This is a genomic window from Pseudomonas sp. L-22-4S-12, assembly GCF_009799935.1.
Classification (GTDB): Bacteria; Pseudomonadota; Gammaproteobacteria; order Pseudomonadales; family Pseudomonadaceae; genus Aquipseudomonas.
The window spans coordinates 906292-929407 of record NZ_WELL01000001.1; the positions used below are offsets into that span (position 1 = coordinate 906292).

The window sequence follows — 23116 nt, forward strand, 5'->3', positions numbered from 1 at the left end:
TAAAGGCGCAAACCCATGCTGGTGCTGGGCTTGGAAACTTCCTGCGATGAAACCGGCGTCGCCCTGTACGACAGCGAACGCGGTCTGCTGGCCGACGCCCTGTTCAGCCAGATCGAGCAACACCGCGTGTTTGGCGGGGTGGTGCCGGAGCTGGCCTCGCGCGATCACGTCAAGCGCATGCTGCCGCTGATCCGTGAGGTGCTGGCCGAGGCCGGCGTAGAACGTTCGCAGATCGACGCGATTGCCTATACCGCGGGCCCCGGCCTGGTCGGGGCGCTGCTGGTCGGCGCCTCCTGCGCCCAGGCCCTGGCCTTTGCCTGGGGCATTCCGGCCCTCGGCGTGCACCATATGGAAGGCCACTTGCTGGCGCCGATGCTGGAAGAACAGCCGCCGGCCTTTCCGTTCGTCGCCTTGCTGGTTTCCGGCGGGCATACCCAGCTGGTGCGCGTCGACGGCATCGGCCGCTACCAGTTGCTCGGCGAGTCGCTGGACGACGCCGCCGGCGAGGCCTTCGACAAGACCGCCAAGCTGATGGGCCTACCCTATCCGGGTGGCCCGGAGATCGCCCGCCTGGCCGAAATCGGGACGCCGGGGCGCTTCACCTTTCCGCGGCCGATGACCGATCGCCCCGGCTTGGATTTCAGCTTCAGCGGGCTGAAGACCTTCACCCTCAATACCTGGACGCAGTGCCGCGACGCCGGCGACGCCAGCGAGCAGACCCGTGCCGACGTGGCCCTGGCCTTCCAGCAGGCGGTGGTCGATACCCTGACCATCAAGTGTCGGCGCGCGCTCAAACAGTGCGGCCTGAACAGCCTGGTGATCGCCGGCGGGGTCAGCGCCAACCAGGCGCTGCGTCGTTCCCTGGAGAAGATGCTCGGCGAGTTCAAGGGCCAGGTGTTCTACGCCCGGCCGCGCTTCTGCACCGACAACGGCGCGATGATCGCCTATGCCGGCTGCCAGCGCCTGCAGGCCGGCCAGCAGGATGGCCCGGCCATCGGCGTGCAGGCGCGTTGGCCGATGGAGCAGCTGCCGGCCCTGTAAGACCGGCGCGACGCGGGGATTCAGAAGTGGCGTTCGCGTCCGGCGAACAGGTCGCGTAGATTGCGGCGATGACGCCAGACGATCAGCCCGGTGAGGGCGCACATCGGCAGCAGCGCCGCCGGTTGCTGCCAGGCCAGCAGGGGCAGGGTCAGCGGGGTGGCGATCAGCGAGGCGAGCGAGCTGGTGCGGGTGAGGATGAACGTCAGCGCCCAGGCGGCGAGGGCCAGCAGGGCGGCCGGCGGATACAGGCCGAGCAGCATGCCGGCAGCAGTGGCCACGCCCTTGCCGCCCTTGAAGCGGAAATACAGCGGGTACAGGTGGCCGATCACGGCGGTGAGGCCGATCCAGGCCTGTTGCTGGATGGCAAAGCCGAGCTGGCCGGCGATCAGGATCGGCAGCAGGCCCTTGAGCAGATCGCCGAGCAGGGTGAGGATGGCCAGCTTCTTGCCCGCCACCCGCAGCATGTTGGTGGCGCCGGGGTTGCCGGAGCCATTGGCGCGCGGGTCCGGCCCACCGCTCAGGCGGCTGAGCAGGATGGCGAAGGACAGCGAGCCGAGCAGGTAGGCGAGCAGTACCAACAGCCAGAACATGGTATCCATTCCGGGGCGAGTGAGCCCCGATTCTAGCGGCGGGACGCACTCCTTGTCGTGCTGTGGAGTTAAGTGCTTGGACAAAGTCTTTATCGAGGGCCTGGAAGTCGACACGCTGATCGGTGCGTACGACTGGGAGCGCGGCATTCGCCAGTGCCTGCGCCTGGACCTGACCTTCGCCTGGGATATCCGCCCGTCCGCCGCCACCGACGACCTGAGCCAGGCGCTGGATTACGCGGCGGTGAACCGGCATGTGCAGGCGTTTGCTGGCGCCGCGCAGTTCCAGCTGGTGGAGACCTTTGCCGAGCGCCTGGCCGCGAGCCTGCTGGAGCACTTCGGCATGCCCTGGCTGCGCCTCAAGGTGACCAAGCCCGGCGCCAATCCGGCGGCCCGTGCGGTCGGGGTGGAAATCGAGCGCAGTCGGCCATGAGCCGGGTCTTGCTCGGCCTGGGCAGCAATTTCGAGCGCGAACTGCATCTGCGGGCCGGCCTGGAGGCCTTGGCCGGCTTTCTCCATGAGTTGCGCTGCTCTCCGGTGTTCGAGAGCGCGCCGGTGGGGATCAAGAGCGGGCCGTTCTTCAACCTGGTGGTGAGCGCGCGCACCGACCTGCCGCTGACCGAGCTGGATCGCCGGCTGAAGTTCATCGAGGCCGACAACGGCCGCTATGCGCCGAACCGCAAGGGCTTGCCGCTGGATATCGACGTGCTGCTGTACGACGAACTGGTCGGCAACTTCGATGGGCTGATCCTGCCGCGCCCGGAAATCCTCAAGAATGCCTTCGTACTCTGGCCGCTGGCGCTACTGGTGCCCGAGGTGTTGCACCCGGCAACCGGCCAGCCCTTCGCTCGGCTCTGGGAGGCTGCGCAGATCGACCAGCAGCTGTGGCCGGTCGCCTTCGACTGGCGTGGCGTGGCGCTGACTCCGCCCGCGCTGATCCAGGCCTTTCCCGCGCCGCGCTAGGCAGCCATCGACGAAGCCGCGTGCCGGTGCGCATGGCGCACCCTACTGAGCGCGATGATCGCTTGCGCCGTTTATTCGACCGACGCACCGGCCTTGTAGGCCTTGAGTGCCTGCAGGCGTTCGCGCTTGAGCGCCTCGCCCAGCTCGGCGCCCTGCAGGCCCTGGGCCAGCAGGGGCTGCACCGCCACCGCGCGGGCGGCCTGCATGGCGCCGTGCAGGTAGGGGGCCTGGGGGTAGGCGCGCTCTTCGAAGCCGAGACGGCCGCGGGCATCCATCTCGCAGGCGGCGAGGAACTCCTCGAAGCGCTGCGGCCGGCGGTAGACATCGAAGCTCTGCAACAGCTCCAGCAAGGTCGTAGCCCGTAGCTCCAGGGCGCGATGGCCGTGGGTGTGGTACTCGCCGACCAGCAGGGCCAGTTCGGCGCAATCCTTGGGCGCCTTGCAGCGCGCGTTGACCGCGCGGATCAGCTTCAGTCCGCGGGTTTCATGGGCGATATGCCGCGGCCACTCGGCTGGCGGCGTGGTGCCCTTGCCCAGGTCGTGCAGCAGGCAGGCCCAGCGCACGGTCAGCGGCTGCTGGTGGCGGGCGCATTGCTGCAGGACCATCAGGTTGTGCAGGCCGGTGTCGATTTCCGGGTGATGGGCGGCGGTTTGCGGCACGCCGAACAGCGCATCGAGTTCCGGCAGCAGCTCGGCCAGGGCGCCACAGTCGCGCAGCACCTGAATGAACACCTCGGGGCAGGGTTCCAGCAGGGCGCGGGAGATTTCCTTCCAGCTACGCTCCGCGGTCAGCGCCCTGAGCTCGCCGGATTCGGCCAGCTGGCGCATCAGCGCCAGGGTCTCCGGCGCTACGACAAAACCCAGCGGCGCATAGCGCGCGGCGAAGCGGGCCACGCGCAGCACGCGCAGCGGGTCTTCGGCGAAGGCCGGGGAAACATGGCGCAGCACCCGCGCCTCAAGATCGCGCTGGCCGCCGTAGGGGTCGATGACCCGGCCCTGGTCGTCCTCGGCCATGGCGTTGACGGTGAGGTCGCGGCGGATCAGGTCTTCTTCCAGGGTCACGTCCGGGCTGGCGTAGAAGGTGAAGCCGCCATAGCCCTGGCCGGATTTGCGCTCGGTGCGGGCCAGCGCATATTCCTCGCCGCTCTGCGGGTGGAGGAACACCGGGAAGTCGTCACCCACCAGGCGATAGCCTTGGGCCTGCATGGTCGCCGCATCGGCACCGACCACCACCCAGTCGATATCGCTGACCGGCCGCCCGAGCAGGCGGTCGCGCACGGCGCCGCCGACCTTGTAGATCTGCATGAGTTGATTCCTCCGTAGCGGCGGAGGATAAGCGAAAAAGCCGCCGGGCGGGCGGCGCTGGTGGCTTGGTCGCGGTTGCGAGCGAAACGGGAACAGGCCTCAGGGTGGCGGGAGCATCAGGTCCAGGCGCGGGTAGTCGCCCTCGGTTGCCGCTTCGCCGCGCGGGGGCACATGCTGCACGGCAATGGTCTGCTCGCCCTGGCGCACCTCCAGGTGGATGTCGAAGCCCCACAGCCGGTGCAGATGCTTGAGTACTTCGTCGGTGGAGTCACCCAGCGGTTTGCGGTCGTGCTGCTGGTGGCGCAGGGTCAGCGAGCGGTCGCCGCGGCGGTCGACGCTCCAGATCTGCACGTTGGGTTCGCGGTTGCCCAGGTTGTACTGGGCGGCCAGGGTCTCGCGGATGAGGCGGTAGCCCGGCTCGTCGTGGATCGCCGGCACCAGCATGTCGTCCTGCTGGTCGTCGTCCATCACGCTGAACAGCTTGAGGTCGCGGATCACCTTGGGCGAGAGGAACTGCAGGATGAAGCTCTCGTCCTTGAAGTTGGCCATGGCGAACTTGAGGGTGGACAGCCAGTCGCTGCCGGCGATGTCGGGGAACCAGCGGCGGTCTTCCTCGGTGGGGTGCTCGCAGATGCGGCGGATGTCGCTGTAGATGGCGAAACCCAGGGTGTAGGGGTTGATGCCGCTGTAGTAGGGGCTGTCGAAGCCAGGCTGGTAGATCACGCTGGTGTGCGACTGCAGGAACTCCATCATGAAGCCGTCGGTGACCAGGCCCTCGTCGTACAGGTCGTTCATCAGGGTGTAGTGCCAGAAGGTCGCCCAGCCCTCGTTCATCACCTGGGTCTGGCGCTGCGGGTAGAAGTACTGGGCGATCTTGCGCACGATGCGGATCACCTCGCGCTGCCAGGGTTCCAGCAGCGGCGCGTGCTTCTCCAGGAAGTACAGGATGTTTTCCTGCGGTTCGGCCGGCCAGCGCTTGCTGTCCTGGTCGTGGCCCTTGCTGGCGCTCTTGGGGATGGTGCGCCAGAGGTCGTTGATCTGCTTCTGCAGGTGCTCCTCGCGATCCTTCTGCCGGCGCCGCTCCTCCTCGGCGGAGATCGGGTAGGGCCGCTTGTAGCGGTCGACGCCGTAGTTCATCAGGGCGTGGCAGGAGTCTAGCAGGTCTTCCACCGCATCGATGCCGTGGCGCTCCTCGCACTGCATGATGTACTGCTTGGCGAACACCAGGTAGTCGATGATCGAGCTGGCGTCGGTCCAGGTGCGGAACAGGTAGTTGCCCTTGAAGAAGCTGTTGTGGCCGTAGCAGGCGTGGGCGATCACCAGGGCCTGCATGCACATGGTGTTCTCTTCCATCAGGTAGGCGATGCACGGATCGGAGTTGATCACGATCTCGTAGGCCAGCCCCATCTGCCCGCGGCTGTAGCCCTTCTCGGTGGCGAGGAAATGCTTGCCGTAGGACCAGTGGTGGTAGCCCAGCGGCATGCCGACCGAGGCGTAGGCGTCCATCATCTGTTCGGCGGTGATCACCTCGATCTGGTTGGGGTAGGTGTCGAGCGCATAGCGCTCGGCGAGGCGCGCGATCTCGCGGTCGTAGGCGCGCACCAGTTCGAAGGTCCATTCCGATCCGGTGGAAATCGGCTGGCGTTTTTTCTCGGTGGCGGTCATCGCGGCTCCCCTCAGGTCACCAGGCGGCGCTGGAACAGTTCACGGAACACCGGGTAGATGTCCGCAGCCGAGACCAGCTGCTGCTGGGCGAAGGTGTCGGCGTAGCTTTCGCCGACCTGTTCGTACTCGAACCACAGGGCCTGGTGTTCGCGCGGGGTGATCTCGACGTAGGTGAAGTACTGCACGAACGGCATGATCTGATTGATCAGGATATCGCGGCAGACCGGCGAATCGTCATTCCAGTTGTCGCCGTCCGACGCCTGGGCGGCGTAGATGTTCCACTCGTTGACCGGGTAACGCGCGGCCATGATCTCCTGCATCATCTTCAGCGCGCTGGAGACGATGGTGCCGCCGGTTTCCCGCGAGTAGAAGAACTCCTCTTCGTCGACCTCTTTCGCGCTCGTATGGTGGCGGATGAACACCACCTCAATCTTGTCGTAGTTCCGCTTCAGAAACAGATACAAGAGGATGAAGAACCGCTTGGCGATGTCCTTGGTGGCCTGGGTCATCGAGCCGGACACGTCCATCAGGCAGAACATCACCGCCTTGGAGCTGGGGTTGGGCTGCTTGGTCAGCAGGTTGTACTTGAGGTCGAAGGTGTCGAGGAACGGCACGCGGTTGATGCGCGCGCGCAGCTTGCCGATTTCCGCCTCGACTTCCTGGATATCGCCGAAGTTGTCCGGCTCTTCGACCTTCAGCCGCTCCAGTTCGGCCAGGGCCAGTTTGAGCTTGGCGCGGCTGCTGCCGGACAGGGCGATGCGCCGCGCATGGGCCGAGCGCAGGGTGCGCACGATGTTGATGCGCGACGGGTTGCCCTCGTTGCTGATGCCGGCGCGCACGGTCTTGAAGGTGTCGCTGCCGGTCAGGTGGCGCTTGACCAGGTTGGGCAGCTCCAGGTCCTCGAACATGAAGTCGAGGAATTCCTCCTGGGTGATCTGGAAGACGAACTCGTCCATGCCCTCGCCGGAGTTGCTCGCCTTGCCGGCGCCACGACCGCCGCCGCCCTGGGGCCGGGGGATATGGTCGCCGCCGCTGAACTGCTTGTTGCCCGGGTGCACGGTGGTCTGCTTGCCGCCGCGGCCGTGGTGCAGCACCGGTTCGTCGATGTCGCGGCCGGGAATGCTGATCTGTTCGCCGTGCTCCATGTCGGTGATGGAGCGCCGGCTGACGGCCTCCTCCACGGCCTTCTTGATGTGGTCACGGTAACGCCGCAGGAAGCGCTGGCGGTTCACCGTGCTCTTGTTCTTGCCATTCAGGCGTCGGTCTATGACATAGCTCATGACGTCTCCTTAGCACGCAGGCCCGTGCAGGCCCGCGGCAGCCGGCGCGGCCACGGAGGAGCGCCGGCGACGGGTTACTGCGACTTGCGAACCCGCAGATACCATTCGGACAGCAGGCGCACCTGCTTCTCGGTGTAGCCACGCTCGACCATACGGGTGACGAAGTCGTTGTGCTTCTGTTGGTCCTCCTTGCTCGCCTTGGCGTTGAAGCTGATGACCGGCAGCAGATCCTCGGTGTTGGAGAACATCTTCTTCTCGATCACCACGCGCAGCTTCTCGTAGCTGAGCCAGGTCGGGTTCTTGCCGTTGTTGTTGGCGCGGGCGCGCAGCACGAAGTTGACGATCTCGTTGCGGAAATCCTTCGGGTTGCTGATCCCGGCCGGTTTCTCGATCTTCTCCAGCTCCTCGTTGAGGGCCACGCGGTTGAGGATTTCGCCGGTTTCCGGGTCGCGGTATTCCTGATCCTGGATCCAGAAGTCGGCGTACAGCACGTAGCGGTCGAAGATGTTCTGCCCGTACTCGCTGTAGGACTCCAAGTAGGCGGTCTGGATTTCCTTGCCGATGAACTCGATGTAGCGCGGCGCCAGGTATTCCTTGATGAAGCGCAGATAGCGCTCACGCACTTCGGCGGGGAACTGTTCCTGTTCGATCTGTTGCTCCAGCACGTACAGCAGGTGCACCGGGTTGGCGGCGATCTCGTGGGGGTCGAAGTTGAACACCTTGGACAGGATCTTGAAGGCGAAGCGGGTCGACAGGCCGGTCATGCCTTCGTCCACCCCGGCGGTGTCGCGGTATTCCTGGATCGACTTGGCCTTGGGGTCGGTGTCCTTGAGGTTCTCGCCGTCGTAGACGCGCATCTTCGAGTAGATGTTGGAGTTCTCCGGCTCCTTCAGCCGGCTCAGCACGGAGAACTGGGCGAGCATCTTGAGGGTGTCCGGCGCGCAGTGGGCGTGGGCCAACGAGCTGTTGAACAGCAGCTTGTCGTAGATCTTCACCTCGTCGGTGACGCGCAGGCAGTACGGCACCTTGACGATGTAGATGCGGTCGATGAACGCCTCGTTGTTCTTGTTGTTGCGGAAGCTGTGCCACTCCGACTCGTTGGAGTGGGCCAGCAGGATGCCGCTGTAGGGGATCGCGCCGAGGCCTTCGGTGCTGTTGTAGTTGCCCTCCTGGGTGGCGGTCAGCAGCGGGTGCAGCACCTTGATCGGCGCCTTGAACATCTCGACGAATTCCATCAGGCCCTGGTTGGCCCGGCACAGGGCGCCCGAGTAGCTGTAGGCGTCAGCATCGTTCTGTGGGAATTCCTCCAGCTTGCGGATATCCACCTTGCCGACCAGGGCGGAGATGTCCTGGTTGTTCTCGTCGCCCGGCTCGGTCTTGGCTACGGCGATCTGGTTGAGGATCGAGGGGTACAGCTTGACCACGCGGAACTGGCTGATGTCGCCGCCGAACTCGGTCAGGCGCTTGGTGGCCCAGGGCGAGATGATGCTGTTCAGGTAGCGCCGCGGGATGCCGTAGTCCTCTTCGAGGATGGCGCCGTCCTCATCGGCGTTGAACAGCCCCAGCGGCGATTCGAACACCGGCGAGCCCTTGATCGCGTAGAAGGGCACTTTTTCCATCAGTTGCTTGAGCTTTTCCGCCAGCGACGACTTGCCGCCGCCGACCGGGCCAAGCAGGTAGAGGATCTGTTTCTTCTCTTCCAGGCCCTGGGCGGCGTGGCGGAAGTAGGAGACGATCTGGTCGATGCACTCTTCCATGCCGTGGAAGTCGGCGAAGGCCGGGTAGCGACGGATCACCTTGTTGGAGAAGATCCGCGACAGGCGCGAGTTGCTCGACGTATCGATCAGCTCCGGCTCGCCGATGGCCATCAGCAGGCGTTCGGCCGCCGTGGCGTAGGCGCTGCGATCCGTCTTGCACAGCTCCAGATATTCCTGAAGGGAATATTCCTCCTGGCGGGTCGCTTCAAAGCGTTGCTGGAAGTGGCTGAATATGCTCATGACTGCACCTCGCTCGCTGCATGGAGCCGGCACTGGGGAATCGGGCGGGTGCAGGGCTGGCCGCCACAGCGGCCGTCGGAAATCCCCCAGAACACCTCAAAAACGCAACCGATGGCCCGGAACCGGTGTGCCGGCTCTTCCTTTTGGATGGCCTCGACTTAAGAGTAGTTCGGATTCGGCAGGCGCAAGGATGGCGTAAGGGTGACAGGATATTGCCGCTCGTCGGCAAAGCGCTGAAGGGCAGGCGCGGCGCGGGCTCGCGCCGGCAGAGTTTTTTTACTCGCTGCCGCCCTGGGCCACTTCGCCCGGGTACTGGCTGCGCCACAGCTCGAAGCCGCCATCCAGGCTGTAGACCTCGGCGAAGCCCTGGTGCGCCAGGTAGGCGGCGGCGTTTTGGCTGGAGTTGCCGTGGTAGCAGGTGACGATCAGCGGCTGGTCGAAGTCGGCCTTGGCGATGAAATCGGCCAGGGAGTGGTTGTCCAGGTGCCGGGAGCCGCTGATATGGCCATTGGCGAAGCTCTGCGGGTCGCGGATGTCGACCACCACGGCGCCTTGCTCGCGCAGGGTCTGGGCCTGCTGCGGGGGGATGCGTTTGAATTCGCTCATGGGCTGTTCTCCGGGCAGTCGCAGCGCAAGCGTTCGCCGCTGTCGATATTCATCAGGGTCAGGGCCCCGCCCCACACGCAGCCGCTGTCCAGGGCGCTGAGGCCGGGTTCGTCGCAGTTGCCTTCCAGCGCCGCCCAGTGGCCGAAGATGATCTTGCGCCCGCGGCTCTTGCGTTGCGGGTAGCTGAACCAGGGGGCGTAGCCGGGCGGGGCGGTGCCGACGCCTTCCTTGCTCTTCAGGTCGAGGGTGCCATCGGCCTTGCAGAAGCGCATGCGGGTGAAGTAGTTGGTGATCACCCGCAGGCGCGGGATGCCGTGCAGGTCCTTGTCCCATTTGGCCGGCTCGTTGCCGTACATGCCGTCGAGGAACAGCGGCAGGCGCGCGTCATCGCGCAGCACTTCCTCGACTTCTGCGGCGCGCTTGAGGGCCTTTTCCACGGTCCACTGCGGCGGGATGCCGGCATGCACCAGGGCGATGTCGCGCTCGGCATCATGGTGCATCAGCTTCTGCAGACGCAGCCAGTCGAGTAGGTCCTGGCGATCCGGGGCGTCGAGGATTTCCTGCAGGGTGTCGTTCTTCTTCAGGCGCTCGATGTTGTGCGCCACGGCCAGCAGGTGCAGGTCATGGTTGCCTAGCACGCAGACCAGCGCATTGCGCATGGCGAACAGGAAACGCAGGGTCTCCAAGGATTGCGGGCCGCGGTTGACCAGGTCGCCGACCAGCCACAGGCGGTCCTTGGCCGGGTCGAAGGCGACCCGTTCGAGCAGGCACTTGAGCGGTTGCAGGCAGCCCTGCAGGTCGCCCACGGCATAAGTAGCCATCAGTGCAGGGCCCCCGGCATGGCCAGGCGGAACGGGGCGATCACGGCATCGAAGCGTTTACCGTCGTCGGCCAGCATCTGGTAGCTGCCCTGCATGTTGCCGACCTTGGTCGCCATCACCGTACCGCTGCTGTAGACGTGGCTCTCGCCTGGCTGCAGATGCGGCTGCTGGCCGACCACGCCGGCACCGCGGACTTCCTGCACGCGGCCATCGCCGTCGGTGATGACCCAGTGGCGGCTGAGCAGCTTGGCGGCCACCGTACCGTTGTTGTGGATGGTCACCGTGTAGGCGAAAGCGAAGCGGTTCTGCTCCGGACTGGATTGCTCCGGCAGGTAGCGGGTGGCGACGCTGACGTCGACCTGATAGCGCGGATCGGACATGGGTGGCAACTCGGGAAGCTGGAAATGCAGTTTAGTCCTGGGTCTGGACCTTGGATTGCACGGCAAGCTGATCGGCCAGGCGCACGAAGGCGGCCAGGTCGAGCTGCTCCGGACGCAGGCTGCCATCGACACCGGCGGCTTCGATCTCGGCGCTACTGAGCAGGCCCTTGAGCGTGTTGCGCAGGGTCTTGCGGCGCTGGTTGAAGGCCTCGCGCACCACCCGCTCGAGCAGGCGGTGATCCTTGGCCGGGAACGGCAGCACTTCGTGGGGAACCAGGCGGACGATGGCCGAGTCGACCTTGGGCGCCGGGTTGAAGGCGCCCGGGCCGACGTTGAACAGGTGCTCCACGCGGCAGTGGTACTGCACCATGATCGACAGCCGGCCCCAGTCGCCACCGCCCGGTTCGGCGGCCAGGCGCTCGACCACTTCCTTCTGCAGCATGAAGTGCATGTCGCGGATCAGCTCGGCGTTATCCAGCAGGTGGAAGATCAGCGGGGTGGAGATGTTGTAGGGCAGGTTGCCGACCACGCGCAGGCTGTGCGGCGCGGCTTCGAGGCGGTTGAAATCGAACTTCAGGGCGTCGCCCTGGTTCAGGCGGAAATTGGCCAGATGGCCGAACTTGCCCTGCAGGATCGGGATCAGGTCGAGATCCAGCTCGATCACGTCGAGCTGCGCACCGCTGCCGAGCAGGCCTTCGGTGAGGGCGCCCTGGCCCGGGCCGATCTCCAGCAGGCGCTCGCCTTCACGGGCGTGGATGGCGCGCAGGATGCGATGGATCACCCCGGCGTCGTGCAGGAAGTTCTGGCCAAAGCGCTTGCGCGCGCGGTGTTGGTATTCGGACATCGGGACAGCTCCAGGCTTCAAGCCGCACGCTCAAAGCGCATGCAAAGAGCGGCAGTTTAACAGCATTGCCGGGGCAGGCCGTAGGCGGCCGGGCTCAGCTCCTGCTGGTGGCCATCATATAGGCGGTTTCCAGGGCGACTTGCAGGCTGCCGGTGTCGATCCGGCCGCTGCCGGCCAGATCCAGGGCGGTGCCGTGGTCGACCGAGGTGCGGATGATCGGCAGGCCCAGGGTGACGTTGACCGCCGCACCGAAGCCCTTGTACTTGAGCACCGGCAGGCCCTGGTCGTGGTACATCGCCAGCACCGCGTCGCAGTGTTCGAGGTGCTTGGGGGTGAACAGGGTATCGGCCGGCAGCGGGCCGATCAGGTTCAGACCTTCGCCGCGCAGCTGCTCCAGCGTCGGCTCAATCACCTCGATTTCCTCCCGGCCCAGGTGCCCACCTTCGCCGGCGTGCGGGTTGAGGCCGCAGACCAGGATGCGCGGCCGGGCGATGCCGAATTTCTCCACCAGGTCGGTGTGCAGGATGCGCGCGACCCGCGCCAGGCGCTCGGCGGTGATGGCGGCGGCCACGTCCTTGAGCGGCAGGTGGGTGGTGACCAGGGCCACGCGCAGACCGTGGGTGGCCAGCATCATCACCACCTGTTCGGTGTGGGTCAGCTCGGCGAGGAATTCGGTGTGCCCGGAGAAGGCGATGCCGGCCTCGTTGATCACGCCCTTGTGCACCGGGGCGGTGATCATGCCGCTGAAGTGGCCGTCGATGCAGCCCTGGCCGGCGCGGGTCAGGGTCTCTAGGACATAGGCGGCATTGGCCTTGTCCAGCCGGCCGGCCACGACCGGCGCCTGCAACGGGGTATCCCAAACATACAGGCTGCCGGCCGGGGCCGGCGCGCTCGGCCAGTGGCCCGGCTCGGCCGGCAGCAGGGCGATGTGCAGGCCGAGCTGCGCGGCGCGCGCGGCGAGCAGCTCGCGGCTGGCGATGGCGACCAGCGGGTAGGGCTGGGCGCTACGGGCCAGCAGCAGGCACAGGTCCGGACCGATGCCGGCAGGCTCGCCGGGGGTCAGGGCGAAAAGGTGGGCGGCGGTCATCGCGGGCTCTCTTCTGGATAACGGTCGGGTGCCAAGGGCGGCAAGTACCAGCACTCTACGCCGAAAGGCACTGACGAAAAAAAGCCCGGCTGAGCCGGGCTTGGGTATTTCAGCAAGCCCCGTTAGAGCTTGATTTCGACGTAGGCCTCGTCGCGGATCTGGCGCAGCCAGGCCTGCAGTTCCTCGTCGTACTTGCGGTTGCGCAACACGTTCATCGCCTGCTGCTCGCGAACCTGTTCGCTGCTGTCGGTGGCGCGGCGGCCGATGACTTCCAGCACGTGCCAGCCGTAGGGGCTCTTGAACGGCTTGGACAGTTCGCCGCTGGGGGTCTTGGCCATCACTTCGCGGAACTCGGGCACCAGGCTGTTGGGGTCGATCCAGTTGAGGTCGCCGCCATTGAGGGCCGAGCCCGGGTCTTCGGAGTAGCTCTTCGCCAGTTCGGCGAAGTCTTCGCCGGCGACGATGCGCTCGTACAGGCGCTCGGCCAGGCGCTGGGTCTCGCCTTCGCTGCGGATCTCGCTGGGCTTGATCAGGATGTGGCGCACGTGCACCTCGTCGCGCACGATGCTGTCGCCGCCGCGTTTTTCCAGCAGCTTGATGATCATGAAGCCGTTGGGGGTGCGAATCGGCTCGGTGATCTCGCCGGGGGCCAGGGCGCCGATCACGCCATCCAGCGGCGGCGGCAGCTGGGCGGCCTTGCGCCAGCCAATCTCGCCGCCTTCCAGGGCGTTCTCGCTGGCCGAGTTGGCGATGGCCAGTTGGGCGAAATCGCCGCCGCTGCGCAGTTCGTCGTAGAGGCTGCTGACCTTGCGCGCGGCGGCCTGGATGGCTTCCGGGGAAGCGCCTTCGGGCAGCGGGATCAGGATATTGGCCAGGCGGAACTCTTCGGAGAGCTGCATCTTGCCCATGTCGGAGGCGAGGAAGTTCTGCACTTCCTGGTCGGTGACCTGGATGCGCTCGGCCACGCGGCGCTGGCGCACGCGGCTGATGACCATCTCGCGGCGAATCTGTTCGCGGGCATCCTTGAGGGTCAGGCCGTCACGCGCCAGGGCGGCGCCGAACTGTTCCAGGGTCAGGCGATTGCGCTGGGCAATGCTGGTCATCGCCTGGTTCAGTTCTTCATCGGTGATGCGGATGCCGGAACGCTCGCCGATCTGCAGTTGCAGGTTCTCGACGATCAGGCGTTCGAGCACCTGCTGGCTGAGCACGTCGGCCGGCGGCACCTGGGCGCCGCGCTTGGCGATGGTCTGCTGGACCTCGCGGGTGCGGGCGTCCAGCTGGCTCTGCATGATCACATCGTTATCGACAATGGCGATCACGCGGTTGAGGGACTGAACTTCGGCCTGCGCCGCAGTGCCGAGGAATACTGCGCCCAACAGCAGCGGGCGCAGGCAATCAGAAAGCTTGGTCTTCACGTTCACGATAACCTTGGATGCCTTGGTCGAGGAAACTTTCCGCCTTGTTACCCACCACGCCGCCGAGCCCTTTCAGGACGATCTGCAGGAAGATACCGCGGTCGGCCTGGTCGTTCTGGTCCGGGTTCAGACTGTATTCGTCGTAGTCGACCCAGTAACGGTTGATCAGGCGCAGTTTCCAGCAGCAACTGTCGTACTCGAAGCCGCCGAAGGCCTCGAGGGTGCGGGTCTGGTTGTAGTCGTACTGCCAGCGGGCGATGGCGCTCCACTGCGGCACGATCGGCCAGATCACCGAGAAGTCATGCTGCTCGATCTTGTAGTAGTCCTTGATGTAGCCGGGCTGGCCGGGTGTGCCGAAGTCGCCGCCGCCCACCACCCAATCGCCGGTGGACTGGTCGTAGCGCACGGTGTCGTTGCGGTAGCGATAGCCGACGTTGACCACCTTGTTCGGGTTTTCTTCCGGCTGGTAGTGGAACATCGCGCTGCCGGAACGGGTGCTGCTGCTGTCCGGATCCCAGTTGAAATCGGACGACAAGCGCCAGTCGCGGTTGAAGCGGTACAGGTATTCCAGCGCATAGGGCGAGACATTGGCCTGGGCATCGTCGCGGGTGCGGTAGTCGATACCGGGCAGCTGTACTTCACGGTCGGCGAAGTAGATCGCCTGGCCGATGCTGAAACGCTGACGCTCGAAGCCGTTCGACTCGATCCAGCGGTTGGTCACGCCCAGCGACAGCTTGTTCTCGTCGCCGATGCGGTCCTTGCCGGAAAAGCGGTTCTCGCGGAACAGCGAGGCGTAGTTGAAGGTGTTCTCGCCGGTGTCGAACACCGGGATGTCGGTCTGGTCTTCTTCCGGTACGTACAGGTAGTACAGGCGCGGTTCGAGGGTCTGCCGGTAGTTGGTGCCGAACAGCGAGGTGTTGCGGTCGAAGTACAGGCCGCTGTCCAGGTTGAACAGGCCGACGCCGCGGTCCTGGCTGCTGCTGTATTCCTGTTCGGCGAGCAGGGTGTTCTTGCCCTCCTGGTCCAGGTCCAGGTCGTAGTCGGTGTGCAGGTACTTGATGGTCGGCTTGAGGTAGCCCCAGCTCCAGTTCAGCGGCAGGCTGACGCCCGGCTCCAGGTGGATGCGGTCGCCATTGGCGCGGGCCAGGCCCTTGATCCGGGTGTCGTACCAGGGTTCCAGGTTGCCGTCTTCGTCGCTGAAGTTGCCGCTGCGCAGGTCGCGGTCGAAGCGCACGAACTCGGTCTGGTAGGCGAAGTTCAGCCCGCCCGGCTGGAACGGCAGGGCACCATCGAAGGTGATCTGCGGCAGACGGTCGTAGGGGGTGATGTCGGTGACCGTGGCCAGTTCGTAGGCGTGGGCGTTCAGGCCGGCGGTGAAGTTGTCGCCGCGGTAGGTGAGCGCGCCGCGCTGGTTGACGAAGGTGGTGCTGCTGACCTCCAGGTCGCTGTCCAGGTCCTGGAAGTAGTAGGGGTCGCTGATGTCGGTGTAGTCGACTTCGGCCAGCAGGCGCGAGTCGAGGCCGCCCTTGTGCTGCCAGTTGTACATCCAGCGCTGGTCTTCGTATTCGGACTGCAGCTTGCGCTCGTCTTCGGCGTCGTCCAGCCAGGCACCGCCGACCTGGCCTTCGCTGCCCTTGGTCAGGTAGCGGAACTCGCCTTCCATCAGCAGGCCGCGGTTGCTCATGTAGGTCGGGTACAGCGTGGCGTCGTAGTTCGGCGCCAGGTTGAAGTAGTACGGGGTGGCCAGGAGGAAGCCGGTGTCGCTCGACGAGCCGATGCTCGGGGCGAGGAAGCCGGACTGGCGGCGATCGTCGATCGGGAAATAGATGTAGGGGGTATAGAACACCGGAATGTCTTTTACCCGCAGGGTCACGTTGGTCGCGGTGCCGAAGCCGGTGGCCGGGTTCAGCTTGATGTTGTTGCCCTTGAGGTTCCAGGCGTTGCTGCCCGGTTCGCAGCGGGTGTAGGTGCCATCCTTGAGGCGGATGATCGCGCTGTCTTCGCGCTTGGCGTACAGCGCGCTGCCGCGCACGTGGCCCTTGTGCAGGACGTATTCGGCGTTCTCGACCTTGGCCTCGCCGTTGTCCAGCTGGATCTCGGCGCGGTCGCCCACCACCAGGGTGCCCTGGTCGCGCAGCTTGACGTTGCCGATCAGCTCGCCGCGGTTCTCGGTCTGGTGCAGCTTGGCCTCGTCGGCCTCGATCTGCATGCCGGACTGGCGCAGCACGACGTCACCGGCGAGGGTGGCGGTCTGGGTTTCCTGGGCATAGCGCGAGGCCTTGGCCGAGACGAACATCGGCGCTTCGTCCATCGGCGTGTCGTCGCTCATGCCCGGACGGAGTGGCTCGACATAGGAGCCGGCGCAGTACGGGCCGACTTCGGCCAGTTGGGCGGCGGTCAGCTTGTCCCGTGGTACCCAGTCGAGGTGGCTGTAGTCGGCGCTGCGGCTGCTCAGGCCTTTGCCCTCGCTTTCGGTCACCAGTACGGTTGCGTTGGCGGCCTGGCCGTCGGCCGACTGGGCGGCGCCACTGCCGGCGACAGTACTGACCGCCGTCGCGCTATGCTGCGGGCGCGGCAGCTGGGCGGCGTTCGCGGTCTTGGGGGCGCAGGCCCAGCCTCCGGTGGCGGAGGCCTGGCAGTCGAACTGCTCGGCGGCGACAGCAAAAGGCGTGGCTACGGGCTGAAGGGCCAGTAGGCTGCCGGTGACCAGCAATGGGAATTTTTTACGGAACACGGGGAGTTTTACTGCCATCTTGTTAGTCCGGGCTTCCTGCGCGCCTTCGACCCGCGGGGGCCGCACGCCTCTCGATGGGCGAAAAAAGATGCTGGATAATAAAGCATGACCCGCACAACGGCTAGCGCCGTCGGAGACCCTTGTAATGCCTGATCAAGATGTACGCCTCCAGCTTTTGCAGGGCTGGCTGGAGCAGTGTTTGCCTGCGTTGTTCGCCGCCGAAGGCTGGGGCGCGGTGCCCGCTGCCGAGCTCACCGCGGCCAGCAGCGATGCCAGTTTTCGCCGCTATTTCCGCTGGCAGGGGGCCGGGCGCACGCTGATCGTCATGGACGCGCCGCCGCCCCAGGAAGACTGCCGGCCCTTCGTCAAGGTGGCCGGCATGCTCGCCGCTGCCGGCGTACACGTGCCGCGGATTCTCGCCGCCGATGTCGAGCGCGGTTTCCTCCTGCTCGACGACCTGGGTCGGCAGACCTGGCTGGAAGTGTTGACCGCGGAGAATGCCGATGCCCTGTTCGAGCAGGCCCTGCAGGCGCTGGTGACATTCCAGAAACTGCCGGTCGACGGCCGGCTGCCGGCCTATGATGACGCCCTGCTGCGCCGCGAGCTGCAGCTGTTCCCCGACTGGTACCTGCGGCGCCACCTGGGCGTCGAGCTGGATGCCGCGCAGCAGGAGCTCTGGCGGCAGGTCTGCGATCTGCTGGTCGACAGTGCCCTGGCGCAGCCGCGGGTGCTGGTGCATCGCGACTACATGCCGCGCAACCTGATGCTGAGTTCGCCCAACCCCGGCGTGCTGGACTTCCAGGATGCGGTGCATGGCCCGGTCAGCTACGACGTCACCAGCCTGTTCAAAGATGCCTTCCTCAGCTGGCCGGAGGAGCGCGTGCTGGGCTGGTTGCAGCGCTACTGGCAGCTGGCGGGCGAGGCCGGCATCGAGCTGCCGGCGGACTTCGCGGCGTTCCACCGGGCCAGCGACCTGATGGGGGTGCAGCGTCACCTCAAGGTGATCGGCATCTTCGCGCGCATCTGCCACCGCGACGGCAAGCCCAAGTACCTGGCCGACGTGCCGCGCTTCTTCGCCTATATAGACGCCGTGCTGGCCCGCCGGCCGGAACTGGCGGCGCTCGGCGAGCTGCTCGCCAGCCTGCCGCACCAGGCGCTGCAACCGGCATGAAGGCGATGATCCTTGCCGCGGGCAAGGGCGAGCGCCTGCGCCCGCTGACCCTGCATACCCCAAAACCGCTGGTGCGTGCCGGCGGCGTGCCGCTGATCGAGTTCCATGTGCGCGCCCTGGCCGCGGCCGGTTTCCGCGAACTGGTGATCAACCATGCCTGGCTCGGCCAGCAGATCGAGGATTACCTGGGCGATGGCGCGCGCTTCGGCGTGCGCATCGACTACTCCGCCGAGGGCGAGCCGCTGGAGACCGGCGGCGGGATTTTCCGCGCCCTGCCGCTGCTGGGCGAGCAGCCGTTCCTGGTAGTCAACGGCGATATCTGGACCGACTGCGATTTCGCCGGCCTGCGCCGGCCGCTGGCGGGCCTGGCGCATCTGCTGCTGGTGGACAATCCGCCCCATCACCCGAGCGGCGACTTCTGCCTGCAGGACGGGCGGGTCGGCGAACTCCGGCCCGGGCAGTCGAGCCTGACCTACAGCGGCGTGGCCGTGCTGCATCCGCAGCTGTTCACCGGCTGCCAGGCCGGCGCGTTCAAGCTGGCGCCGCTGCTGCGCCGGGCCATGGCCGACGGCCTGGTGAGCGGCGAGCACTACCGCGGGCGCTGGGTGGATGTCGGCACCCACGAACGCCTGGCCGAGGTCGAACAGTTGCTGGCGGCGAGGCCCTGACGTGCTCTGGCCGATAACCGTGCTCGGCGCCCTGGCCGGCTGGGCGCTGGCGAGCATTCCTGGGGCGCTGCTCGGCGGCGTGCTCGGCCAGGTGGTCGACCGGCGCCTCCGGCTGACCTCCTGGGCCGCGCTGCGCGCCCTGTTCGGTGGGGCGACGGTGGATGACGACGAGTTGCTGTTCATGCTCCTCGGCCGCCTGGCCAAGAGCGGCGGTCGCGTGTTGCAGCTGCATATCCAGCAGGCCCGCCAGGAGATGCAGCGCCTGGGCCTGAGCGAGGCGGCGCGGCTCCGGGCGATGGAGGCGTTCAACCGCGGCAAGCTGGCCGGCGACGATTTTGCCCTGCCGCTGCAGGGCCTGCGCGGCCGTCCGGAGCGGGCCGACCTGGTGCTGCGCGGATGCTGGCGCATGGCCTGGGCCGATGGCCGGGTCAGCGCGCGCGAGTACGAGCTGATCCAGCAGTGGGGGCGCTGCCTGGGCTGGGCCCTGGAAGACCTGAATGCCCTGGCCGACGAGTACGAACCCGCCCGGCGCAAGGCCGAAGTGCCGTCTGCCGATTACCAAACGGCCCTGCGTTTGCTCGGGGTGCGCCGCGACAGCGAGGCGGCGGTGATCAAGCGCGCCTATCGCAAGCTGCTCAGCCAGCACCACCCGGACAAGCTGGCCGGAGCCGGGGCGACTCCGGCGCAGATTCGCGCCGCCACCGAGCGCACCGGCGCGCTGCACCAGGCCTATGAGCTGATCCGCACGCGGCATGGCTTCCGTTGACCCCAGCAATGTTAGCCTCAGCCATTTCACCGCCTCGATAGGGGCGCGGTGCACCCTACGACCTCTGTGTGTTTCAGGCTGTCTGGCGCCGACGCAGACTCAACCAGATATCCAGGCTGTACAGGGCCAGGCCGGCCCAGATGCAGATGAAGGCCAGCAGCTTGCTCGGCTCGAAGTGCTCGCCGAACAGGAAGATCGCCTGCAGCATCACCAGGGTCGGCGCCAGGTACTGCAGGAAGCCCAGGGTGGTGTAGGGCAGGTGCCGCGCGGCGGCGTTGAAGCACAGCAGCGGCACCAGGGTGATCGGCCCGGCCGCGATCAGCCACAGTGCCTCGCTGCTGGTCCAGAACGCCGCCTGGGTGCTCATCGCCGCCGGGTGCCAGAGCAGCCAGCCGAGGGCCAGCGGCAGCAGCAGCCAGGTCTCCACCACCAGGCCGGGCAGGGCGGCGACCGGCGCCTGCTTGCGGATCAGGCCGTAGAAGCCGAAGGTCAGCGCCAGCACCAGCGATACCCAGGGCAGGCTGCCGACCTGCCACAGCTGCTGCAGCACGCCCAGCGCGGCCAGGGCCACGGCCAGCCATTGCAGGCGGCGCAGGCGTTCGCCGAGCAGCAGCATGCCGAGCAGCACATTGATCAGCGGGTTGATGTAGTAGCCCAGGCTGGCTTCGAGCATGCGCCCGTTGTTCACCGCCCACACGTAGACCAGCCAGTTGCTGGCGATCAGCAGGCCGCTGAGGGCCAGCACGCCCAGGCGCCTGGGGTTGCTACGCAGTTCGCGCAGCCAGCCCGGATGCTTCCACAGCAGCAACAGAACGGCGCCGAACAGGGCCGACCAGATGGCCCGGTGGGCGATGATTTCCATGGCCGGGACGGCCTGGATGGCCTTGAAATACAGCGGGAACAGGCCCCAGATGGTGTAGGCGATGATGCCCAGCAGGTACCCGCGCTGCGGGTTGGCGGTGGCCATGAGAAATCCTTGGTTAGGCAGCTAACTAAAGCTGTGGATTCTAGTCGCAGGCGTCTGGGCTTGTCTGTGTGTTCAGCTTTTATGCTGGGTGTGCGGGTTCGATAAGCGTAAGGAAGCTTTTACAGCCACGCCAGAGCATGCGCGCCAACCCTGGTTGGGCTTCGCTGCGCTCAGCCGCAACCTACACCCGTGAGGTCTGGCTTGGCGCCGTGGATGGGCGGGTGGCCGTAGGTTGGGTTGAGGAGCAACGCGACGAAGCCCAACGGGTTCACGCCGTGCCTGAAGAGCGTGGGGACGATCAGGCGCCCAGTCTGCTGATAGGGTTGGCGCCGGTCAGAACAGTTTCAGCGGCTCTTCATCCAGCGCCGCCAGCTGTTCGCGCAGCATGAGGATCTGCTCGCCCCAGTAGCGCTCGTTGGCGAACCAGGGGAAGGCCCGGGGGAAGGCCGGGTCGTCCCAGCGCCGGGCGATCCAGGCGCTGTGATGCATCAGGCGCAGGGCGCGCAGGCCTTCGATCAGCGGCAGTTCGCGGCTGGCGAAGTCGTGGAACTCGTTGTAACCGTCGACCAGTTCGGCCAGCTGGCCGAGGCGCTCGTGGCGTTCGCCGGCGAGCATCATCCAGATGTCCTGCACGGCCGGGCCCATGCGGCAGTCGTCGAGGTCGACGATATGGAAGCTGTCGTCGCGGCACAGCAGGTTGCCCGGATGGCAGTCGCCGTGCAGGCGGATCGGCGTGTAGCGCACGCTGGCGAACAGCTGGTCGAGGCGCTTGAGCAGATCGCGCGCCACCGACTCGTAGGCCGGCAGCAGGCTGCGCGGGATGAAGTTGCCGTCCAGCAGGGTGGTCAGCGAGGCGTGGCCGAAGTTATCCACGCCGAGCGCCTCGCGGTGGGCGAACGGGCGGCTGGCGCCGACTGCGTGCAGGCGCCCGAGCAGCTGGCCGAGGCGATACAGCTGATCCAGGTTGCCCGGCTCCGGGGCGCGGCCGCCGCGGCGGGGGAACAGGGCGAAGCGAAAGCCGGCGTGCTCGAACAGGGTCTCGCCGTCGCGCACCAGGGGCGCCACCACCGGGATCTCGCAGGCGGCCAGTTCGGCGCTGAAGGCATGCTCCTCGCGGATCGCCGCATCGCTCCAGCGCCCCGGTCGGTAGAACTTGGCGATCAGCGGCGTGTCGTCCTCGATGCCCACCTGGTAGACGCGGTTCTCGTAGCTGTTCAGCGCCAGCACGCGGGCGTCGCTGAGGTAGCCGAGGCTCTCCACGGCATCCAGCACCAGGTCGGGGGTGAGGGTGGCAAAGGGATGGGACATGGGCGGCTCCGTTCGGTGGGCGCCTAGTCTAGCCCTATTGGCCGGGTTGGCGGGGAACGCTTCAGACGCGCAGCGCCGCGCTGCGGCGCGGGTCGCCGAGGCCGTAGACCAGCAGCAGGAGGAGGAACGACAGGCTCAGCAGGCAGGCCGCCAGGCGATGGGCCTCGGCGTAGCGCAGCGCTTCGACGTGCTGGAACAGGGCGATGGAGACCACCTGGGTTTCGCCGGGGATGCTGCCGCCGAGCATCATCACCACGCCGAATTCGCCGAGGGTGTGGGCGAAGCCGAGCGTCGCGGCGACCAGCAGGCCGCGGCGCAGCAGCGGCATGACCACCCAGCGCAGGCGCTCCCAGCGATTGGCGCCGAGGCTGGCCGCGGCCTCCAGTAGGCTCGCCGGAATCTCGCGGAAGGCCACGGTCAGCGGCTGCACCACGAAAGGCAGCGAGTAGATCACCGAGCCCAGCACCAGGCCGCTGAAACTGAAGGCCAGGCCGTGCCCGGTGAGCCACTGCCAGCCGGCGCCGAGCTGGGTCTGCGGGGCGAACAGCACCAGCAGGTAGAAGCCCAGCACGGTCGGTGGCAGCACCAGCGGCAAGGCCAGCACGGCGTCCAGCACCTGGCGCAGGCGCGTCTGCCGGCGCACGCGCCAGGCCGCCAGCGGCACACCGATCAGCAGCAGCAGGGCGGTGGACACCGCCGCCAGGCGCAGGGTGATCGCCAGGGCCTGCCAGTCGTTGTCACTCAGCAGCACAGTCGGCCTCGCCGGGCAGGGCATAGCCCGCGGATTTCAGGGTGGCGTGCTGGGCGTCGAAGAACGCCAGGAAGGCCTCGGCGCCCGCCTGGCGCTCGCCCTTGGCCAGCAGCACCCGCTTCTGCACCAGCGGCTCGTAGAGGGCGGCGTCGACCAGGCGGTACTGGGCGGCCGGAATCCCGGCCGCGGTCAGCTGGCTGAGGGCGACGAAGCCGCCGGGGGCGTGCCCGCTATTGACGAACTGGAAGGCCTGGCCGATGTCCTGGCCGTAGACCAGCCGCGCCTGCAGGTGCGGCCACTGGCCGCTGCGTTGCAGGGCCTGTTGCGCCGCCTTGCCGTAGGGCGCGGTGGCCGGTTGGGCGAGGGCGATCTTGCCGGCGGGCAGGGCGTCCAGCCTGGGCGCGGTCTTGGGCGTCCAGAGTGCCAGGCGGCCGCAGGCATAGGTGCGCACGGCGCTGCCGGTGCCCGCGGCGGCCAGCTGCTCCGGGCGCTCGGCATCGGCCGAATAGAACAGGTCGAAGGGCGCGCCGCGGCGGATCTGCTCGAAGAAGGCGCCACTGGAGCCGCCGATCACCTGCACCGGGTTGCCGCCCTGTTGCTGGTATTGCGTGGCGATCTGCTCCATCACCGGCAGCAGGTTGGCGGCCACGGCGATGCGCACGGGTTCGGCAGCTGCCAGGCTGGTGCTGGCGAGCAGGACAAGGAGCGGGAAGACGAGCGGCAGGCGCATGTGGCTGATCCGGGCCAGAAAGCGAGGAGGC

General features: G+C 66.7%; 22 protein-coding genes. 6 read left to right on the forward strand and 16 right to left on the reverse strand.

All coding sequences use genetic code 11. The features are described from left to right. The first annotated feature begins 15 nt into the window (after positions 1-15). Complete coding sequence (gene tsaD, locus F3I16_RS04110; RefSeq protein ID WP_160492449.1) at positions 16-1041, forward strand: tRNA (adenosine(37)-N6)-threonylcarbamoyltransferase complex transferase subunit TsaD; 1026 nt, start codon at positions 16-18, stop codon at positions 1039-1041. A 20-nt stretch (positions 1042-1061) separates the two neighbouring features. Here the strand turns inward: tsaD and plsY are convergent, their stop codons facing one another. After that, the gene (gene plsY / locus F3I16_RS04115; RefSeq protein ID WP_160492450.1) at positions 1062-1631 is read right to left on the reverse strand and encodes a glycerol-3-phosphate 1-O-acyltransferase PlsY; all 570 of its coding nucleotides are present in this window, start codon (positions 1629-1631) and stop codon (positions 1062-1064) included. Positions 1632-1707: 76 nt separating this feature from the next. On the opposite strand from plsY, the gene folB reads away from it, so the two are divergent. Both folB and folK read left to right on the forward strand, forming a co-directional pair. Next, on the forward strand, positions 1708-2061 hold the full coding sequence (gene folB / locus F3I16_RS04120; protein WP_160492451.1) for a dihydroneopterin aldolase: 354 nt from the start codon (positions 1708-1710) through the stop codon (positions 2059-2061). Beyond that, positions 2058-2591 (forward strand): 2-amino-4-hydroxy-6-hydroxymethyldihydropteridine diphosphokinase, encoded by a 534-nt coding sequence (folK, locus tag F3I16_RS04125; protein ID WP_160492452.1) that lies wholly within the window; start codon positions 2058-2060, stop codon positions 2589-2591. Before folB ends, folK begins: the two co-directional genes overlap by 4 nt. A 71-nt stretch (positions 2592-2662) precedes the next feature. On the opposite strand, the gene F3I16_RS04130 is transcribed toward folK, so the two are convergent. From F3I16_RS04130 to F3I16_RS04180, 11 genes are all read right to left on the reverse strand, one after another. Continuing rightward, positions 2663-3895 (reverse strand): multifunctional CCA addition/repair protein, encoded by a 1233-nt coding sequence (locus tag F3I16_RS04130; RefSeq protein ID WP_160492453.1) that lies wholly within the window; start codon positions 3893-3895, stop codon positions 2663-2665. Positions 3896-3994: 99 nt separating this feature from the next. Next, the gene (locus F3I16_RS04135; protein WP_160492454.1) at positions 3995-5560 is read right to left on the reverse strand and encodes a SpoVR family protein; all 1566 of its coding nucleotides are present in this window, start codon (positions 5558-5560) and stop codon (positions 3995-3997) included. An 11-nt stretch (positions 5561-5571) separates the two neighbouring features. After that, on the reverse strand, positions 5572-6840 hold the full coding sequence (locus F3I16_RS04140; RefSeq protein WP_160492455.1) for a YeaH/YhbH family protein: 1269 nt from the start codon (positions 6838-6840) through the stop codon (positions 5572-5574). Positions 6841-6914: 74 nt separating this feature from the next. Next, entirely contained in the window at positions 6915-8837 is a 1923-nt protein-coding gene (locus F3I16_RS04145) for a PrkA family serine protein kinase (protein WP_160083047.1), read from the reverse strand. A 276-nt stretch (positions 8838-9113) separates the two neighbouring features. Continuing rightward, positions 9114-9443, reverse strand: coding sequence for a thiosulfate sulfurtransferase GlpE (glpE, locus tag F3I16_RS04150; RefSeq protein WP_160083045.1), 330 nt, complete (start codon positions 9441-9443; stop codon positions 9114-9116). Further along, complete coding sequence (locus F3I16_RS04155; protein WP_160492456.1) at positions 9440-10264, reverse strand: symmetrical bis(5'-nucleosyl)-tetraphosphatase; 825 nt, start codon at positions 10262-10264, stop codon at positions 9440-9442. The genes glpE and F3I16_RS04155 overlap by 4 nt, the downstream gene beginning before the upstream one ends. Then, positions 10264-10644 (reverse strand): Co2+/Mg2+ efflux protein ApaG, encoded by a 381-nt coding sequence (gene apaG / locus F3I16_RS04160; protein WP_160492457.1) that lies wholly within the window; start codon positions 10642-10644, stop codon positions 10264-10266. Before apaG ends, F3I16_RS04155 begins: the two co-directional genes overlap by 1 nt. Before the next feature lie 31 nt (positions 10645-10675). Further along, positions 10676-11488: a 16S rRNA (adenine(1518)-N(6)/adenine(1519)-N(6))-dimethyltransferase RsmA gene (gene rsmA / locus F3I16_RS04165; protein ID WP_160492458.1), complete on the reverse strand. Its 813-nt coding sequence runs from the start codon at positions 11486-11488 to the stop codon at positions 10676-10678. Positions 11489-11582: 94 nt separating this feature from the next. After that, on the reverse strand, positions 11583-12575 hold the full coding sequence (pdxA, locus tag F3I16_RS04170) for a 4-hydroxythreonine-4-phosphate dehydrogenase PdxA (protein ID WP_160492459.1): 993 nt from the start codon (positions 12573-12575) through the stop codon (positions 11583-11585). A gap of 122 nt (positions 12576-12697) precedes the next feature. Further along, positions 12698-13996: a peptidylprolyl isomerase gene (locus tag F3I16_RS04175; RefSeq protein WP_160492460.1), complete on the reverse strand. Its 1299-nt coding sequence runs from the start codon at positions 13994-13996 to the stop codon at positions 12698-12700. Continuing rightward, positions 13971-16742, reverse strand: a complete 2772-nt coding sequence (locus F3I16_RS04180) for an LPS-assembly protein LptD (RefSeq protein WP_160492461.1) — start codon at positions 16740-16742, stop codon at positions 13971-13973. The genes F3I16_RS04175 and F3I16_RS04180 overlap by 26 nt, the downstream gene beginning before the upstream one ends. A gap of 127 nt (positions 16743-16869) precedes the next feature. On the opposite strand from F3I16_RS04180, the gene F3I16_RS04185 reads away from it, so the two are divergent. The 3 genes from F3I16_RS04185 to F3I16_RS04195 are packed head-to-tail and all read left to right on the forward strand — an operon-like array spanning position 16870 to position 19329. Continuing rightward, on the forward strand, positions 16870-17895 hold the full coding sequence (locus F3I16_RS04185) for an aminoglycoside phosphotransferase family protein (RefSeq protein ID WP_160492462.1): 1026 nt from the start codon (positions 16870-16872) through the stop codon (positions 17893-17895). Next, a complete protein-coding gene (gene murU, locus F3I16_RS04190; RefSeq protein WP_160492463.1) occupies positions 17892-18563 on the forward strand; it encodes an N-acetylmuramate alpha-1-phosphate uridylyltransferase MurU in 672 nt (223 codons plus the stop codon). Before F3I16_RS04185 ends, murU begins: the two co-directional genes overlap by 4 nt. 1 nt (position 18564) lies before the next feature. Then, positions 18565-19329: a TerB family tellurite resistance protein gene (locus F3I16_RS04195; RefSeq protein WP_160492464.1), complete on the forward strand. Its 765-nt coding sequence runs from the start codon at positions 18565-18567 to the stop codon at positions 19327-19329. 73 nt (positions 19330-19402) lie between these two features. On the opposite strand, the gene rarD is transcribed toward F3I16_RS04195, so the two are convergent. The 4 genes from rarD to modA all read right to left on the reverse strand — a co-directional run bounded on the left by rarD (position 19403) and on the right by modA (position 23085). Continuing rightward, positions 19403-20296, reverse strand: a complete 894-nt coding sequence (rarD, locus tag F3I16_RS04200) for an EamA family transporter RarD (protein WP_160492465.1) — start codon at positions 20294-20296, stop codon at positions 19403-19405. A 333-nt stretch (positions 20297-20629) separates the two neighbouring features. Then, a complete protein-coding gene (locus F3I16_RS04205; protein ID WP_160492466.1) occupies positions 20630-21604 on the reverse strand; it encodes a serine/threonine protein kinase in 975 nt (324 codons plus the stop codon). 61 nt (positions 21605-21665) lie between these two features. Continuing rightward, on the reverse strand, positions 21666-22379 hold the full coding sequence (gene modB, locus F3I16_RS04210) for a molybdate ABC transporter permease subunit (RefSeq protein WP_218573100.1): 714 nt from the start codon (positions 22377-22379) through the stop codon (positions 21666-21668). Further along, complete coding sequence (gene modA / locus F3I16_RS04215) at positions 22342-23085, reverse strand: molybdate ABC transporter substrate-binding protein (protein WP_160492468.1); 744 nt, start codon at positions 23083-23085, stop codon at positions 22342-22344. Before modA ends, modB begins: the two co-directional genes overlap by 38 nt. Positions 23086-23116 lie beyond the last annotated feature (31 nt).